Origin of the sequence: Bradyrhizobium australiense (assembly GCF_013114825.1) — a bacterium.
Classification (GTDB): domain Bacteria; phylum Pseudomonadota; class Alphaproteobacteria; order Rhizobiales; family Xanthobacteraceae; genus Bradyrhizobium; species Bradyrhizobium australiense.
Window position 1 is genome coordinate 54437 of the sequence record NZ_JAAVLX010000009.1, and the last position, 15877, is coordinate 70313.

The 15877-nt window shown below is 56.3% G+C and carries 18 protein-coding genes and 2 pseudogenes; 6 read left to right on the plus strand and 14 right to left on the minus strand.

Features of this window, described 5'->3' with window-relative positions:
* The first annotated feature begins 323 nt into the window (after positions 1-323).
* Positions 324-1220, plus strand: coding sequence for a non-homologous end-joining DNA ligase (gene ligD, locus HCN58_RS26110; RefSeq protein WP_311966871.1), 897 nt, complete (start codon positions 324-326; stop codon positions 1218-1220).
* Between the two features lie 334 nt (positions 1221-1554).
* Here ligD and HCN58_RS26115 read toward each other — a convergent pair whose 3' ends face one another.
* Entirely contained in the window at positions 1555-1746 is a 192-nt protein-coding gene (locus HCN58_RS26115) for a CsbD family protein (protein ID WP_171582246.1), read from the minus strand.
* Between the two features lie 1036 nt (positions 1747-2782).
* Between HCN58_RS26115 and HCN58_RS26120 the strand changes: the two genes are divergently transcribed.
* Positions 2783-2965 carry a hypothetical protein gene (locus HCN58_RS26120; RefSeq protein WP_235983891.1) on the plus strand — a complete coding sequence of 61 codons (183 nt, stop codon included), beginning with the start codon at positions 2783-2785 and terminating at the stop codon, positions 2963-2965.
* An 89-nt stretch (positions 2966-3054) separates the two neighbouring features.
* Here the strand turns inward: HCN58_RS26120 and HCN58_RS36085 are convergent.
* Positions 3055-3714, minus strand: a pseudogene (locus HCN58_RS36085) (SOS response-associated peptidase family protein).
* Between the two features lie 455 nt (positions 3715-4169).
* On the opposite strand from HCN58_RS36085, the gene HCN58_RS36095 reads away from it, so the two are divergent.
* Positions 4170-4529, plus strand: a complete 360-nt coding sequence (locus tag HCN58_RS36095) for a hypothetical protein (RefSeq protein WP_235983894.1) — start codon at positions 4170-4172, stop codon at positions 4527-4529.
* 462 nt (positions 4530-4991) lie between these two features.
* Here the strand turns inward: HCN58_RS36095 and HCN58_RS26125 are convergent, their stop codons facing one another.
* A complete protein-coding gene (locus HCN58_RS26125; protein WP_235983896.1) occupies positions 4992-5369 on the minus strand; it encodes a cupin domain-containing protein in 378 nt (125 codons plus the stop codon).
* A gap of 224 nt (positions 5370-5593) precedes the next feature.
* Between HCN58_RS26125 and HCN58_RS26130 the strand changes: the two are divergent.
* Together HCN58_RS26130 and HCN58_RS26135 are read left to right on the plus strand one after the other, a co-directional pair.
* Positions 5594-5837 (plus strand): annotated as a pseudogene (locus HCN58_RS26130) (DNA -binding domain-containing protein).
* 701 nt (positions 5838-6538) lie between these two features.
* Positions 6539-6724 carry a hypothetical protein gene (locus HCN58_RS26135; protein WP_376701221.1) on the plus strand — a complete coding sequence of 62 codons (186 nt, stop codon included), beginning with the start codon at positions 6539-6541 and terminating at the stop codon, positions 6722-6724.
* Positions 6725-7061: 337 nt separating this feature from the next.
* On the opposite strand, the gene HCN58_RS26140 is transcribed toward HCN58_RS26135, so the two are convergent.
* From HCN58_RS26140 to HCN58_RS26190, 11 genes are all read right to left on the minus strand, one after another.
* The gene (locus HCN58_RS26140; protein WP_171582248.1) at positions 7062-7727 is read right to left on the minus strand and encodes a hypothetical protein; all 666 of its coding nucleotides are present in this window, start codon (positions 7725-7727) and stop codon (positions 7062-7064) included.
* A gap of 146 nt (positions 7728-7873) precedes the next feature.
* Complete coding sequence (locus HCN58_RS26145; RefSeq protein ID WP_171582249.1) at positions 7874-8710, minus strand: NYN domain-containing protein; 837 nt, start codon at positions 8708-8710, stop codon at positions 7874-7876.
* A gap of 510 nt (positions 8711-9220) precedes the next feature.
* A complete protein-coding gene (locus tag HCN58_RS26150) occupies positions 9221-9394 on the minus strand; it encodes a hypothetical protein (RefSeq protein ID WP_171582250.1) in 174 nt (57 codons plus the stop codon).
* 3 nt (positions 9395-9397) lie between these two features.
* Positions 9398-9673, minus strand: coding sequence for a DUF6894 family protein (locus HCN58_RS26155; RefSeq protein WP_171582251.1), 276 nt, complete (start codon positions 9671-9673; stop codon positions 9398-9400).
* A gap of 37 nt (positions 9674-9710) precedes the next feature.
* Positions 9711-10517 carry a hypothetical protein gene (locus HCN58_RS26160; RefSeq protein ID WP_171582252.1) on the minus strand — a complete coding sequence of 269 codons (807 nt, stop codon included), beginning with the start codon at positions 10515-10517 and terminating at the stop codon, positions 9711-9713.
* On the minus strand, positions 10514-10753 hold the full coding sequence (locus HCN58_RS26165; RefSeq protein ID WP_171582253.1) for a hypothetical protein: 240 nt from the start codon (positions 10751-10753) through the stop codon (positions 10514-10516). Before HCN58_RS26165 ends, HCN58_RS26160 begins: the two co-directional genes overlap by 4 nt.
* Before the next feature lie 371 nt (positions 10754-11124).
* On the minus strand, positions 11125-11412 hold the full coding sequence (locus tag HCN58_RS26170) for a hypothetical protein (protein ID WP_171582254.1): 288 nt from the start codon (positions 11410-11412) through the stop codon (positions 11125-11127).
* Between the two features lie 123 nt (positions 11413-11535).
* Positions 11536-11772: a hypothetical protein gene (locus HCN58_RS26175; RefSeq protein ID WP_171582255.1), complete on the minus strand. Its 237-nt coding sequence runs from the start codon at positions 11770-11772 to the stop codon at positions 11536-11538.
* Between the two features lie 676 nt (positions 11773-12448).
* Positions 12449-12937: a hypothetical protein gene (locus tag HCN58_RS26180; RefSeq protein ID WP_171582256.1), complete on the minus strand. Its 489-nt coding sequence runs from the start codon at positions 12935-12937 to the stop codon at positions 12449-12451.
* Positions 12938-12957: 20 nt separating this feature from the next.
* On the minus strand, positions 12958-13542 hold the full coding sequence (locus HCN58_RS26185; protein ID WP_171582484.1) for a recombinase family protein: 585 nt from the start codon (positions 13540-13542) through the stop codon (positions 12958-12960).
* 218 nt (positions 13543-13760) lie between these two features.
* Positions 13761-14024 (minus strand): helix-turn-helix domain-containing protein, encoded by a 264-nt coding sequence (locus HCN58_RS26190; protein ID WP_171582257.1) that lies wholly within the window; start codon positions 14022-14024, stop codon positions 13761-13763.
* Between the two features lie 81 nt (positions 14025-14105).
* Between HCN58_RS26190 and HCN58_RS26195 the strand changes: the two genes are divergently transcribed.
* Positions 14106-14465: a hypothetical protein gene (locus tag HCN58_RS26195; RefSeq protein ID WP_171582258.1), complete on the plus strand. Its 360-nt coding sequence runs from the start codon at positions 14106-14108 to the stop codon at positions 14463-14465.
* Positions 14466-15877: the final 1412 nt, after the last annotated feature.

Genomic DNA, 15877 nt, shown 5'->3' on the forward strand with positions numbered 1-15877 from the left:
GTTTCAGACCTTGAGAGATATCCTAGATCGTAATCGACACGGCCGGAAGTATGAGATTTTTGATGCATCATCCAACAAATCGCAGCGTAAGGGCATGCGCTCCCGCAGGTCGGCTTCTGCCCCCATAGCTGACGGCGGGTAGGTCGCGGCCAACGTCAGCTTCCGGCTCAAACGGACATCCGATGACCGCTCTCGCGCCACCTTTCTTGGTAGTGGCAAGAGTGACTGCTCCCCCCAGATTGTTCGAGATTTTCAGGAAGCAGGTAAAATGCCCGCCGTCACCCCCACGGTGGGGCGGTCTTTTTGTTTGCGAGTTTTCCCGAGTGCCAAAGCGTATTGAGATGCCGGGGTTCATTAAACCCCAGCTTGCCACCCTGAAGGCCAAGGCTCCAAAGGGCGATCAATGGCTTCATGAAATCAAGTACGATGGCTATCGCATTCAGGTGCATCTGAAGAACGGACGCAAGAAAGTTTACACGCGCAACGGTCTGGACTGGACGAAGCGGTTCACCGAGATCGCTGGCGCGCTCGCTATCCCGGGCGAAGCCATTATCGATGGCGAGGTAGTTGTAGTCCATGAAGGCCGCACCAATTTCTCTGAGCTTCAAGCTGAGTTAGCCGCAGGCAGACAAGGTCGGCTGGTCTTTTACGCATTCGATCTCCTCTGGCGGGACGGCGACCTCCGCAAGAAGCCACAGATCGAACGTAAGCAGCTCTTATTAGACCTGCTCGGCGAAAACGATATCGAGCTGCCTGTGCTGTTTTCCGAGCATCTGGTCGGCGATGGTCAAAAAATGTTTGAGCATGCCACCAAGCTGAATTGGGAAGGCATCATCTCTAAGCGAGCCGACGCCCCGTATCGATCCGAGCGCAATGAGAACTGGCTCAAGATCAAGGCCGTTCACAACGGCAAGTTTCCGGTCGTCGGGTTCATCAAAGACCCTAGCGGCGTCGCAGCCCTTTATCTCGGCAAGCAGGAAGGCAACGAGCTGCTGTACTTGGGCAAAGTTGGGACTGGCTGGTCTCGTACTGTCTCTAGCCAAATCAGGAAGCAGCTCGACACAGTGGTTACCCCGAAGTCAAAGCTAACCCGGCCTATCAGGAAGCCTAAGGCAACTTGGGTAGAACCGAAATTCTTTGCCGACGTGGAATACCGGGACATCACGTCGGAAGGTTTGCTACGTGCCAGTTCGTTCAAAGGACTTCATCGGAAGGACTAATCCTCCCTGCATGACCTGCTTCTGGGAGCGAAAATCACCCAAAAGGGCTTGGAGCGAAGAACTGGGCTGTCAGTGTGGGGCGGGCATGCCTTGCGAGTGCGCCAGTGCTGATGGGCTTGAGGAGTCTGACATGAGCCAAGTCCTGGAAGGTCTATCAACGCGCCATTAGCGTTCGGGCAGTCCTCCGATGCTTAAACGGGAGCGGTTTCTCCGCCACGAGGAAGCTGCCGCTTTTGTACTTGGATTGCGTAGCTTCCGATGGATCAAAGAAGAAGCCGCTCGTAGGCGGCTAGTTCTTGGTCGTTCAGCTTCTTACTTTTTGTCGTTCAGCTTCTTACTTTTTTGCAGCATCTGCGGCATCGCGCAGGCCATCCTTCACATCGCCTGCTACATTGTGCGCGGAGCCTTTAGCCTTGTCCATCTTGCCTTCGGCTTCCATGCTCTTGTCGCCTGTGGGCTTGCCGGCGCCTTCTTTGATTGCGCCTTTCGCTTTATCGGCAACGCCTTTCACGTGTTCTCGATCCATCATCGTTATCCTTCCCTGTGGAGAGCACGATAACGGCAAGACTGCTAGGCCGTTCCTCAAGAACTCTTGCCTGAGGTTCCGGCATCAAGCAACGCCGCGCGCGGAACCGAAACCATTCTCATGTAGCTGAATTTACCGATTGGGCTGGCGGACCATGAGGCGCGCTATGACCCCACTTTCGAAGGGCGACGTGTTCCTGACTATCGTCATTATGAGTATCACGTTCCTTACCGAAGTCGCCGCGTTCATCCTGATTGGACTGCTCTGAGAGGACTTTCGTCGCGAGACTTCTAAGGCAAGGGGGAATTCGGGGCTTCACTGAGACTGTTTGCGTTGCGATGATGAGGGTGAGCGCTGCTCCATCTCCCGCAACCGGTCTATTTGCGTCCGAAATCTCGCTGGCATTTCCAGTTCCGGTTTCAATGATGTCCGCAATCTTTCGCCAATCTTCTGAACGATGACACGGCTGTGCTTGTGGTCTATATCGACGTGTTTGCGCATAACGGAACACTCCGCTTGCGAGAGCGGCTGCCAATCGGATGACACGGAGACCGTCGCCTTTGGCTATCGTGCGCGAGCGCTTGTTTTTGAACAGCGGGTCCGAAGACCTTTGGCTATCCGCGACATGCGCCGTTTCGTTAACGGCGGGCGACGGCCTCGCCATACTTAATCTTCGGCGAGAATTCTCGTTCCCGGTTCCATTAACACATGTTCAGAATTCTCGGAGGCCAAGCACGGCTCTTGGGTGGGGCAAGGACTGCGCAGGCTAACCACTCGTACAAGGCGACGGCTTTCTATCAAGCCAATCCTGTCCGTCCGCTAGGTGGCTGCACTGAAGAGGTACTGCGGATGTTGGTCACCGGCCCGCACGGTACCGGAGCGCCGCCATGGGTATCTGTCGTGCTTAGCAAAGCGCAGCCGCCCGACACAAGGCTTGACCGGCTGCGGACCATTGCGGGTATAGGAACAGACATGAAGGTCGCGAATTTGGTCGGTGAACGACAGAAGTCGATCCTGTTCGGCTATGAGAAACATCGTGAACGAGACCGGGGAGATCATCGCAAAGGCAACGCATGACGGCACGTTGGTCGGAGGGCACCACCGCATCGCGGTGGCCGCCAGTCTCGGTCAAATGCTGCTCTGGCAGGACAGCGGTGAACCTGTGAACCTTGAAACCTTCTTCAGGCATCCGGCAAGTTCTCAGCGACGTATGGCTTGACGCCGCTCGCCGGGCTTATCGCCCTTCGGATACATCTGCTTCAAGCTGCGGACGAACCTAAACCAAGCGTCTTGCTGCCCGGCTGAGTTTCATGCGGCGATCCTGTCTTCCTTTTCCGTCCCACGCATAACTATCTTGAGGGCGTCATCCCGCAACGGCCGCTGCAGCATCTTGGCCTCATGCCACGGCGCGCGCATCCAAACATCACGCTCCTCATCAGTCATCAGAATGACCGGCATAGCCTTCGGATGGATCGGCTCGACGATTGCGTTCGGTGACGTCGTGAGGAAGCCTAGGCGTTATGAGGCCCCGGTACCGGCTTCGACTTCGTGCCACGATCGCCCTTGAACTCAGTCCAAATGGCCGCGAAGCAGGTCAGCGGTCTATCCTCATTGATGGCGAACCAGACGACGTCCTCTTTCTTGGTCTCGGGGTTCGGCTCTGGCGCGTATTCAAGGAAGCTATTGATTGGCACGAGACATCGGCTTTCCGGCTTCAGCCACCCGCGTCAATGCGCGCCTCGCACAGGCGGGCCGCCCGTGACCAACATCCGCAACACGTCTTCACCGGAGGCGGCATGCCCCAACGCATACGGACAAGCTCGCGCTCTGCGCCCGCATTCCGAATGACCGGCGCGGGATAGTCGGGAAACACGCCCGGCATGGGCGCAAGGTTACCGACGTAGCGGTTCATCACGCGAGAGCGCGCATGGCTTCTTGGTTTGTGGTGATGCTGTAGAGATTGCACATTTTAATCTCTGCTACGATGCACGTCTCTCAGCTTGCGCATGTAGTAGCCCTGCCTCTCAAGAGCCGACCTAATCTCCCCGCTTACTTTAGCAACCCTCTTCTTGCTCTTGCGCCATTTTCCCAGCGCCGCAGCGGCAGGGATCGGGCATCCCTTCTTCACAACGAGCAGATCACGTCTGGTGTTCAAATAAACATCCATATGCCTCGCTCCCAAAAAACGACTGAACTTATCGCCGGTGAGCGGAGCATGGGTGACCGAAACGCAACACCAAGCCACTGCTGTGCGCCGTCCTACTATACCGCTGAAGGGACGCTCAGCGAGACGCTTGACCAAGGTAAAGCAGCACAGGCCCGATAAGCAGCTAAGTATCGTGGATTGCTCAGGGGCTTCGGTGGCGCTGTAATGGCCGCCCATGAGCACGAAAAACGCGAGGTCATCTGGGGGCGGCCGGATCATGGGCGCGCATATGCGCGCCCAAACGGCCCGCCAAGAAGCTAAGAAGGCTGCCCGTGCGGCCGATCGCGCTGAGGCAGAAGCGTGGTCTGTCCGCATGGAAGGCTACGGCGGGCCAGCGCAGCCGTCCCCAACGATCGGCCAATGCCTCAATGGCGGTTATGGCTGGTTAGAGATCGAATGCTGCCGATGCAAGACGCGGGTTAGCCTGCCGCTGGATGCTATCCGCAGGGCGCGCGATACGCCGATCTGGAAGCTAGAGCCTTCCTTCCGATGCCGGTCATGCGGTACGCGCCGCTATAAGCCGCCGGTCCGCATGATCAAGTTGACGGTGCAGCGGGAGATTACGCCTTACAAGTAGGTGCATCCTGATGAGGAGCGTTGAGGCCGCAGCACATGATCTGTATGGTCTCACATGACGATCGCCGACTAGACCTTAGTCGTGTTTGCACGAACGAGTTCCAACTTGAAGTCGAGAGGCAGTGTCTATGATTACAGAATGTCGCTCAAATCGGTGGGCGATCTGGGGATTTGGGGAGAACTGTTTTGAAGAGAATTACCCTCGTCACTATAGCACTGCTTTGCTCAACGACACTGGCGCAAGCTAAGGGTGGTGGTCACGGCGGCGGCCGCGTATCGTATGGTGGAGGCCATCACACCTCTAGCCATAACGGCACATACATTGGAGGTTCAGGCTCGTCCCACAAGGGTGGGCAATATCAAAACCCGAGTACTGGAAATCAGTACGGTACCCACAAATAATTCGATGCTTCGCCGTGCTCTGAGCGAGCAAGAGCAGAGCACGGCTATCCCCGAAATAGTGTCACTTCACGACTTCAGTGACGGGCTTTCCTTTATCCACGATGTGGACGGTCAACATCTTCAACGGCTTGTCGCCTGCAACCTTGAACCCCGCGTGAGGTACGTTACGGATGTTTATTATGGCCGCTCCAGTGGGGAATTGCCGCTGGCTTCCATCCAGTAGTTCAAGCGTCGCGCCCTCGAGCACGTAAACGACTTCTTCGCCCGGGTGGATATGCCTTGGAAGATTTTCTCCGGGCGGAACAGTGGAGATAGTAACGATGACGTCCATGTCCTTTCCAGTCAGGTCTGCTCTCTTAAGTTCATCGCGCGTGATACCCTGCGCATGGGCGGTAGCAATTAGCATTACGAATGACGATGCGAGCACGAGCTGTCTCATAAATACCTCCCTCTAAACCACTTAGAAAGCAATATCAGCAACGGCTTCGATCTTAGACAGAACAATTGCGGCTGCAAGGCACAGATGAGTTAAGTCGCCGTCCGGGCTCGGAGAACGCCCGCGAAGCGTGCCGACCTAAACTTGACGCAGTGCTGTGTTGACCTCGCTACCCTCCGCCCCAGCCCGCGAGACGTGCCTATAAAACGCCGCCACTCGATCCTCATATCGCTGGCGTAGCGCCAGCCGGACCAACACCGAGTATGATGAGGAGCACATGATCACGTACATGCGCTTGCTTGATGCTGATCAACAGGGCGCCGACTGGCGCGATGTCTCTCGGATCGTGCTGCGCATTGACCCGGACACCGAGGCCGACCGCGCGCGCGGCTAGCCTTCGAAAGCCATCTCTCGCGTGCCAGATGGATGACCGAGCAGGGTTATCGCCTTCCGCTGCAAGGCGGCGTCTGATCATCACAACGCCTAGCCGGCCTCTCGGGCACTCATAGCTCGCTCAACCTCATCGGCTAGTTGGTCAATGCCGCGCAAGCCGATCAAACATTCGCACTTCGCTTTGTCAGTAGCCAAGTCTCGGACCAGCGCACATTCGGCTGCGTCCTTACGCGCAGCTTCTCAAGATGTTTTTGATAATCTTTCATTGGCGGACCTTCTTCTGCAACCAAGGACGTTGCACTGCGCGAAGGACCGTCGGACTAACAAATGTTAGGCGCGGCTGGAAAGTTGCTTATTATACTTTCGCTTTAATTGTAAGCGTCTCAAGCAACTCTTCGCCAACCGATGCCTACGTGCTGAGCACGGCCCCGCCCGGGGCTTGGGGGCATGGTGAGGCGGGAGCCGTGCCGAGCCAACCGATAAGCTCACCGAATCGGCCCGCGCAAATGTAACGAGCCCAGAACGTCCGAAACGTGGCGGACAACAAAACCGAGCACGACCGACGCGCAGTTCGGCTCTAAGTATGAGAAGTCACACCTTGACGGACTAACAAATGTTAGGTGGGCGACAGGGTCTCTCTGAGGTGCTACGAACACTTCGCGCCAAATTGATCTTGAATATGGCCAGCGCAACTTCACCAATTGTAAACCATAGAAATTTTTCCGAAAATTTGAGCGAACAACTCGCCCTCCGCCGCGTCGACTAGTTGGAGGCATAACATGATGACAGAACGCAAATTCAGAGAGCAAGAAGTTCAGATCGCGCGCTATCGGCTGCTGGAGCGGGAAGTCACCGATCCACTCGCCGCAAGTCTGCTTCACATTATCATCTTAGAACTTGAGGCTGACCTTCAGACGGATTGCGACACGGAGCATCAATCAGCGGCGTACGTAAAGCATGTGTAAAAGCCTTCGCCTAACTAGTGCCGGTTGTCTCCTCACAAACAGGGAATGAACGTGCCCAGTTTCGCATTCTCGGGCGACGGCCAATAAGGTGTCGCAAGGATCAAGCATATCCCAGTCGTCTCCCAGCACCCACGTGATTGCGGACAACTTGCCATTGATCATGCCCCCATTCTCCGCATTGTGGTGGACGCCGCCCGCCCGATTGATCAGCGCGAGCGCGATCCATTCCTGCGCGACGTCGCCACCGAGCTGGCGCATACGGGCTGCTCGGTCCGGCATCGTCGGCCGCGTCGTCGCCAAGCTGCAGTGCCAGCACCCGCGCCGCGCATGCGAGCGGTTAGAAACTCGAATTGATCTCCGAGATTTGTTTGACCTCGCTTGATGGTACAAAAATGAATTTCTTGTCGTGGCTGATGATAAACCCGCTGGACGAGGCTCGGACAATCCGCGCCTCAGGATACTCAGCCTCCTTCGTCTGAAATTTGTAAGTTCGCTTTGAATACAGGGCCTCGTGTTGAGCGAAGGTCGCACCTATCCAAAGGGTTGTGAGCAGCCCCGCGCCTACTGGCGCAGCCAAGACCGTCCATGACTTGCGTTGCTGCCAAACGATGTAAGCGCCTATCGTTCCGACGAGCGTGCTTGCCGAGAAGCAAATGGCAAAAAGCGTCATCACGGATAGAAATCTGTCAGTGAAAAAGAGCGAGATCGCGAAGAAAGCCATGACGAAGCCGAAGACTACCTTCATCGGCCCGGTAAACTTTGTCGTGGCATCCGGCTGCTTCGCAGCCTGTCGCACCTGTTCGACTACATCCAACGGAAAGAACGCGGTCGCCGGTATGACAAGGCAAAGCACGAGCCCCACCGGGTAGACGACGTTGCTTAGGTCCATCACTCCGATGAAATGATAGCCGATGAGGTAAAAGTACCCCATGTTGAAGACTGAGACGACGGCCACGGAACAAAGCGTGATGAAAGGCCAGTACTTTGTAACATTCTCAAACATGTGCCCCCCCTTGGAGCGATCGCGATAGCACGCTGCCCATCCTGCTAAGCAAGGGCCTACAACACAGCGGACTGTGACTTTAAAAAGAAAAACTCGGCCAGCTTCGCGCACTGACCGGGGCTCGTTGAAACGCGAGCCGCTGCCGCTTATGCGTCGAAGTACACACGCTTCTTATGATTGTCCTCGAACTCAGCCACGATCAGCTCCCACCGATCCGAACGAGCAAGTACATGAGGATTGATTGCCATCGATTGCCCCAAAAAACACCGTTCGCCTAGACGCGGTTCTTGGTAGATGAGGTATGGTAAACCTTCGCAAACGCCTTCTTTGAAGACAGTCGACGGCTGAAAGTCCGCAGTCGTCGTGCGGTCGACGATTTTCTCCCGCTCTGGATACTGGAGCCACCGCAAGATCGTAAATGGCGTGATGGGAATGACGACATCGGCAAGCGACATCAACTCCTCCGAAGTTTCCGGAGCGTAGCAGTGTAGATGCACCGATACCGGCGTATCGCGCAACGCCTCGAAGAGAGGGAAAAAATCAAGATCCGTCGTCATGATGTGGGCCTCAGCCATGTTTCTCAGCGAGGCGTGCTTGTAAACATCAATGGCTAACAGGATATCGACCCCTTTTTGCTCAAGCATCCTTCTGGTGGATCGACTTCGGGTAATTCCTTCGCGCGTGTGCATGAATGGTGTGCGATTCACGCGATCAAACAGTTTGAGCTTCGCGACTAGCTTCGTGTTGAACGATTCGTCGGTGTCATTGTCCTTTCGAGACGGCAATGCGTCGTAATAGAATGTGCGCTGAAACCCTCCCGCTATGGCCCTGTAGTCAAGCGACGAATTCAGCTCCATTCCCAAGAAAGCGGCTGCCTTTGGGATCATGTTTTCGATAAACCCACCATCGATAAACAGGTATTTCGTCACGGGCTCAATAGCCTTTCTGGAGGCATTCGTAGCGCCTAGCCATCCGAAATTCATCTGCGGCCTTCCTTGCGAATCACTGCGTCCACGGTCGCACAATGCGGGGTGCAACATGAGGATTGGAACGTTTGTCCCGATTATTCACAGGGGCTGCCTGAGGGGTGCTGGACGGCATCGACGATCCCGACATCAGAACTGTGGACAATACTGACACGCCAGTGACACAGCAGCTTGATGGCGGTGCAGATTGCAGCGTCATATCAATCCCTTGCCGCGAGCACGAAGTTCCCTACCAAAGGGTCTGTCCGGCGCATTCGCCATTGACGGCCCGCTACGTCAGCACCCAAATACATCGTTCCCCAAAGGCTCTCACGATTTTTTTCAATGGAGAGCTATCTCATGCGCAATCGACTGCAGGTCAGCTTCCGGGGACTACATCTCACCGCCGAAGGCATTGTGGGGATTGCAGCAGCGCTGCTCGTCATCGTCGTGATGGCGGCATCCAGATTTTAGATAACTGAGCTTGGCGTCAGAAGTGCTAGGTAGCGTACCAGCGCGTGGGGGGTCTCATTCATCTCCGAATAATCGCAGTCGGCGTTCGGCGGCGTTCTCCGCGAGCTTCATCCAGTCCGCCGCAAGGCTGAGCCAAGCATCCTTGTCGTGCAGGCTCATTGCTCTCGCCGCGAGCTTGCGGCACTCTTCCGCCTCTTGGCGGTACCTTTCTGCATCAGTTTCGGCCATTACCTAGGCGTCTAGACGAAGCCGACGTGCCTCGAAAGAAACCTTCACTAGCAGAACTGCGCCGCCATTGTCCCGGACCTCGACTTCCATCTGATGGTTCGAACCATGCTCGGCTCTATCAGGAAGGGCATCCACCGCCAATTCAGCGACGGCATGTGCGGCTTCGACCCACGCATCTTCGGCCGATGGCAGTTCCATGCCTTCCTCGTCCAAGGTCAAGCCGTCTGGGTGACGAACATCGAAGTGGTAGCGCGTCATTGGGCCTGAATGCAGTTCCACCGCGATCGTTCCTAATAATTGCTCACTCAAGGTTATGCTACGAAGCCGACGGTGAGAACGGCGTCAGCTTTGGTCGCTCCGGCAAGCTCGCCTTGTCCCGGCGCTTATGTTCCGGTGTGAGAGCAAAATCGAGCGCGACCGCATAGGAGAACATCTTCCTGATCTGACGCTCAAAGTGAGCATATTCTTTGAGAAGATCGCGCCCGTTCATCCTCGCAGCCTTCGGGTTTCCGAATATAGCATGCGGCAGAACGCGGGTGCTGCCGTCTCGCTCGGACGCCCTCATCAATGGCATGTGGATGCCGATGTTGCGCTGATCCGCGATCTTATCGCTATTGTTGATCAACCACTCGAACTCTGTGAGCAACGGGTTGTTCGGTTTCAACTTCGCCCGCGCAGCGGCAACCAACATTTTTCTTTGCGATCTATCGCTGTCGAGAGCATGCCAAGCCGAGAGCGCAAGCGGCCAATCGCTGTGGCTAAAGAGATTGGCGAACAATGTGCCGAGCGTTTCCTGATATTGGTTCCATGCGATCACGATCTTGCCGATCGCCCGCTCATGATCGGCGGTCTGCCGTTCGTACTCTTCCAGAGATCGCGTTTCCAAAGGACCTGCCCGGCGTTCTGTCATCTCCTGAGCAGCGTAGCGCATTTTGCGCTTCGCATCATCGGGAATGAAATCGTCCGGCATTTCGGGCATGTCATCAGGATCAGCCGGATCGACTTGATTGCACACCGGGCAAGGCGCGCCAGCCCCGCCGCAGTCGCAAGCGCGATCTCCAAGGAAGGGACTGTCAGGATGGTCCTCGCCCACCGGCAGTTGTCGCATCGGGTGCAGAATCATGCCTGCAAGGCGCGCCGCTTGATCGAACCGAAGTCCGGTCGGACATCGGCACCACGCTTGCCGCAAGCTGTACAGGTGAACTGGCCTTCGATGTCGGAAAGGCGTAGGTGATCAGGCCAGCGGCTGGCCTCCATGGTGACACTGTGGCTGCAGGTGTAGTCGTGGCAATAGACGATCACCCTACTCGCGCCCCTCTCGCGGAGTTCGGCAAAGGTGATTTTCTCGGTTTCCGGCATATTGCGTTCGGCTGCCAGTTCAGGATGAAATCGGAGGCGACAGAATGAATTTCTTTAGCAACATCGCGCTGAATTTGCGTGCCCACGGCCCAGCCGCCGTCATGTGCACTTGGCTGGTATGCTTTACGTTAGTCGCCCTCTTGGGCGAGGGCGAATTGGCCGCTAGGGCTATGACTGTTCTCACAATCGTCGGCGGAATGATCTTCGCGTCGTTCGGGGTACTAAATAAGATTGGGAACCCCTGATCACCGTTTCTCAAGGTAACGACAGTATCGCATGACAGTATCGAAGCCGGTCGAGATCGCGTCGAGGTCAGAAATCTTCGTTAAACAACAGCTTATGAAATTAGCTTGCATCCAGCCCGGGAGCCATCATTGGCATGCAGGCATTGTTTTCTCACGATTTTTTCTCCTGATTGGCAAATGACGCGGCGCGGGTTCGGGATTAAAAGTCTGAGGATCGAACGCTAGCGGGATTAATTTCAACGTCGCCGTGCTTGACTTGTCGGGCGTCGCAAAGCCGAGGAATGTCACCGGCATTTGCCGGTTGAAAGATCGAAGCACAGCATAACCCGCAAAATTGGGCCCTATATCGTCAATATCTAGAAGAATACGACCATTCTCTTTTGACTTGTATTCCCCAATCCATTGTCCCTGCATGCGGCGCTCCAACGGGCTAATCAACCCCTGATGTTCTGAAAACTGAACAATATCCAGCGGACTAGTGATTCTGACCAGACGCTACCAACAGTCTGCACGCACTTTGGCGCCGATCGCATGTTGTCACTTACGTTCTGATTTGCGTTCTGCACGCGACCGGAGCTCTTTTGTGAGGTCAACCGCGGCTTCGGCCACACCGTTCAAAGGGTGTGACCTGCAATAGTTGTCCATCCAAGCGGTCAGTGCGTCGAAGCTGGGCTGGGCGAGAAAGTCAACGCCGCCGCTTCCGATGTTGTATCCAGAAAGAAAACCACCAAGCCAAGACTGCAGTTTGATATGCTGCAAGGCGTTCGCGAACATTGTCTTGGCGATCGAAAAAAGAACGGTAGCGCGTCCATTCCCCACATGAGTAAGTACCAACCCCAAGCATCGTTTGCGCCGGTGCGACGTTAACTCCCGCGAGAACTATGGCCAGCGCCAGCATTAAACGGATCATGTTTCAGCTTCCCCAAGTCGCATCAGTACCGTTCGCATTTTTGCATCAATCTCGGCCACGTCATGTGATATCAAGTGACCGAGGCGCGCAGCGCACCGGCTAGGCACGGCGAGAAGCCCAGCGCGAACGGTCCGCAAAACGCCTGACCATTCCGCCTCGACCTGAGATGCCGGTACAAGGTCGCCGCGCATCATCGCGTTCTTTGTCTCGGCGTAATCCGCCCGCGCCATGGCTAGCCGGGCACGCTCAGCAGCGGCCTCCGAAGGACCTTCGCTCCCACGGTTGGCCGCGGCGCGCAGCGATGCGCAGTAGCGGTGGATCGACTGCTCGAAGTCGTAGCCATGCCCGCGCGCGCGCTCAGCCCCCAGCTTAGAGCGTCGCCTGATATGGTGACCTTCCGCTCAGACGTTGGTGCCGCGCGCCTGAATTTCGGAGACCGACCGAAAACCGACGCGCCCCATCTAAGAAGGATCATGCTCCGAGATGGAAGTGATGCAGAGTAGTTCATCACGCAGCGCTAAGCTTAGGCATCGAAACGGCTCACACAGTAGCGCCCCGGTCTCGCCGGAGTACGTACGCGCGGTGTGAGAACAAGTCGTCATAGCTCTGAAAGCGCCGCGCTAAACTCCAGACTTCCTCAATAGTTGGTGTTCCGAAAATCTCTTTAGGCTCCTTCGCCCTCGTGAGCCCCCGCGTTGCGACCCTGCGCTCGTAGAGATTTGGAAACCACCTGTCGTGGATGAGTCGGTTGCGATCTTCCTTATCCCGCCAGAAGGACTCGATCTTGCTCACAAGTTCTTCCAGGTCATAGCCGCCCAATCCGATCAATTGGGCCAGAGACAAGACCCGCTCCTTACTATCCCGCGATTTTAGCACGGCGACAGCCTTAATTTCGTCCCCGCCAAGCATCTCGGACACTAAGTCGAGCAGTTCGGCTTCCGCTAAAGCAAACGCGATCACCAGATTGCCAAGTGGCCTCACGAAAGGTTGGAAGTGCTCATCGACCAAATTTGGTTCTGAATGATCCATGCAAGACAACGCCTCGACCATCACACAGAAACCGATAGTACGCGCTGTACTACGCTGGTGCCGATCTTCAAGGTTCTACCAATTTTCAAGATGCCCATCCCGTCAGCTTTGAGCTTGCGGATGCGCTCCTCCAGGGCTGGTCCGACCGGGCGGCGGCCTAGCTTCGTTCCTCTCGCCTTCGCCCTGGCGAGACCAGCGTTAACCCGCTCCCTGATCATGCCGCGCTCGAACTCGGCGAATACGCCGAGCATCTGAAACATCGCCCTCCCCGATGGCGTGCTGGTGTCGAGCGCCTGCTGATGCAGGTAAAGATCGCATCCGAGTGCTCGCAGTTCAGTTAAGAAACCAACCAGGTCCTGGAGACTGCGGCCCAGCCGATCGACAGACCATGCGGCGACCATGTTGATCTTGCGAGCGGTGGCGTCGTTCAGCAGCCGATCGAACCCTGGGCGTCTTTCGCGCCCTTTTGCGCCGCTGATGCCGGCGTCCTCGTAAACCCCGACCACTTCCCATCCGGATCGGGCCGCCACTGCTTCCAACTCGCGTCGTTGGTTTTCCGTCGTCTGCCCGCCTGTCGATACTCTGAGATAAATGCCGACGCGCATCACGACTTCTCTCCGCAGTTGCCCGACTCAATAATGTCACAGATCATACCGAAATCAAATGATTAACGTATACTAACCGTGCCGAGGATAACGTCAATGATTTCGCGGATCTGAGAGGCGATCTGCAGAGGGGATTTCGGTATGGCTGAGTTTGTCCTCACTCGCGAGTCGGCGCACGCAACTCCCGACGATTGCTGGACAGAAAGAATAATCCCCAACTAGAGCTTTGGCCGTCGCCCACCTTTCAACGGTCGAGGCGTTGGCTCGCCGGCGCGCGGCACCCGAAAAAGTGCTTCGATATCAGAGGAAAGCGCTTTCGCAAGGCGTTCGAGAACAGCGACCGTGGGATTTTCGAGCCCGCGTTCTAATCGGCTGACATACGTTCGGTCGATCTCGGCATCTACGGCCAGGGCTTCTTGAGACAAACCGCGAGCGACGCGGAGCCGACGAATATTTCTTGCCACAAGTGCGCCTGCCTTCATGTGAGAAGGCGAACAGGTCGAGGCCTGTTAAACCACGGACAATAGTGCTAGGGTTATCGGCATTCGGCAACGAGTCTCAGCATGATCTTCACGCCAGAAACCCATTTAAAGGCTGCGAGAATGGTTCTCGAAGCAGCGGAGGCGGCCAGCGGGGCGAAGAAATGCCGCTTGGAAAGCCTAGCTCGTTTGCATCAGCTTCGTGCAAAGCAGTTGGAGGCAAAGATGACCAGCACGACAATAGACGAGCCAAATGAAATCGCTACAGCCAATGTTCCGTTCATGACTCACTGGATCCGAGAGCCGCCGGGCGTGTTCTCAGTTTTGGAGGCTTGGGAGCAGTATTTGACCGAACTGCTCTCGTTGCCCGATTCGATAGTGACGCGGGCAGCGATCAAGTCGGCGGAGGAGAAGATCGCCGCGAAGCGCGCGGAGGAGACCTAGAGGGCGCCGGTTTGCCGAGCCTCAAGTCGCAAAATTTATGGCATCATACGCAACGAGCATTGCTATCCTCGCAGCCGTGTTTCTTGGCTTTTTTCAGCTTTCCGGTTTTTGGCTTCTGCCGCTAACGGGTCTCGCAGTCATAGGAATGCGGTTCTATCACCCGGAACAGTTCGGGAGTTGGTATGCATACGTGCGGGCGGGTATTGTTGCATTCGTTTGCCTCTCGCTATTCGAATGGGTTGCGAGATTGGGAAGCCTATACATGACGGGGTTTAGTTTCGTTGGCGGGCCTTAGGGTCCGACTAGGTCATCGTGCAGCGTCGAAATGTGCAGCCCGTTTCGAACTGACGAGCTAGGCCTGCGGAGTTCGCCGGGTCGCGTCGTGAGCTGATTTTATAGTTCGCGGTCGCGCGGCTATTCCTTCAGCCTTCGCTCCCGCTCCGGAACGGTGGCGGAGTATTTGTACCCGTTGCTTTATCTCGACGCCTTGTGCTTTGAGCTCGGTCCGCTTGACCTAGAGCGCTGCCTGCGCGGCCTTGCGGGCGGCGATGCCTACAGGCCTGGTCGCGGAAGCGCACAAACCAGCCGCTACCGGTCACGCGCGACCCTTTAGCGCTGCAAGACCTCCCTACGAAGCCTTCTCCTGCGGACAGCTTTCGAATAGCGTTGAACCTGCCCAGGCCCTTACGGGTAGTCCGCTATCCGGGTTATATCGGACCTGCCAGTCTACTTTGTGAATGTCCGAATTGAGCAAAGCTACGGGCAGCCATGGCCACGTCCATGCGATAGTTCGCGATCGGCGCGCACGGAACGTTCAAGGTGCCAAGCGACACTAGCGGTGTTCTCATGATGGCGGAACGTCCATCCTCCCTACCCGCGTGCAAGGCACCTTGGAAACATTCAGCTTCTCTGCTCGGCCACCAATCATGGTGCACAAACCCACGGTCGAAAGCTACGGCGGAAGGATTACACGCGCCCGATCTCATGACCAAACTCCCGGGAGGAAAGATGCAGGCGACGAGACTTTGCTGGCGCGATATGGTCACCGGGTCAAATCCGAAAAAGATGCCTTGGGGTACTCCGTACGGCTAGCATCGCGGCTGTGCAGGAGGTCAGGCAGGCCCATGTTCACCTTGCTGGGTACGATCGCAGTGCAGTCGCAGCAGGCCTTCGTGGAAAACCCGAGACAGCACAGGCGACATGCACTCGGCGACGAAGGCCACCGGAAACGGTTTCGCGGGTCACTCCGCACGACGTTCGGGTCGACGCGTTTTGGTGGCGTGACGCACCGAAGGTGATGTCCGCTTTGCTCCTAAAACGGCGCGGCTGCTGCACAGCAGAGAAATGACGCGATGGGCCAATAGGTGACATTCGAGATGGAAGAGGCCGTCAATGTCAGCAAGCGAACAGCC

Coding starts and splice junctions, on each gene's coding strand:
- HCN58_RS26195 (WP_171582258.1), top strand. CDS start 14,106: ATGATCTTCACGCCAGAAACCCATTTAAAGGCTGCGAGAATGGTTCTC.
- HCN58_RS26185 (WP_171582484.1), bottom strand. CDS start 13,542: ATGCGCGTCGGCATTTATCTCAGAGTATCGACAGGCGGGCAGACGACG.
- HCN58_RS26180 (WP_171582256.1), bottom strand. CDS start 12,937: ATGGATCATTCAGAACCAAATTTGGTCGATGAGCACTTCCAACCTTTC.
- HCN58_RS26115 (WP_171582246.1), bottom strand. CDS start 1,746: ATGGATCGAGAACACGTGAAAGGCGTTGCCGATAAAGCGAAAGGCGCA.
- HCN58_RS26175 (WP_171582255.1), bottom strand. CDS start 11,772: ATGTTCGCGAACGCCTTGCAGCATATCAAACTGCAGTCTTGGCTTGGT.
- HCN58_RS26145 (WP_171582249.1), bottom strand. CDS start 8,710: ATGAATTTCGGATGGCTAGGCGCTACGAATGCCTCCAGAAAGGCTATT.
- HCN58_RS26170 (WP_171582254.1), bottom strand. CDS start 11,412: ATGCAGGGACAATGGATTGGGGAATACAAGTCAAAAGAGAATGGTCGT.
- HCN58_RS26135 (WP_376701221.1), top strand. CDS start 6,539: ATGATGACAGAACGCAAATTCAGAGAGCAAGAAGTTCAGATCGCGCGC.
- HCN58_RS36095 (WP_235983894.1), top strand. CDS start 4,170: ATGGGCGCGCATATGCGCGCCCAAACGGCCCGCCAAGAAGCTAAGAAG.
- HCN58_RS26160 (WP_171582252.1), bottom strand. CDS start 10,517: ATGATTCTGCACCCGATGCGACAACTGCCGGTGGGCGAGGACCATCCT.
- HCN58_RS26190 (WP_171582257.1), bottom strand. CDS start 14,024: ATGAAGGCAGGCGCACTTGTGGCAAGAAATATTCGTCGGCTCCGCGTC.
- HCN58_RS26150 (WP_171582250.1), bottom strand. CDS start 9,394: ATGGCCGAAACTGATGCAGAAAGGTACCGCCAAGAGGCGGAAGAGTGC.
- HCN58_RS26140 (WP_171582248.1), bottom strand. CDS start 7,727: ATGTTTGAGAATGTTACAAAGTACTGGCCTTTCATCACGCTTTGTTCC.
- HCN58_RS26125 (WP_235983896.1), bottom strand. CDS start 5,369: ATGAGACAGCTCGTGCTCGCATCGTCATTCGTAATGCTAATTGCTACC.
- HCN58_RS26165 (WP_171582253.1), bottom strand. CDS start 10,753: ATGCCGGAAACCGAGAAAATCACCTTTGCCGAACTCCGCGAGAGGGGC.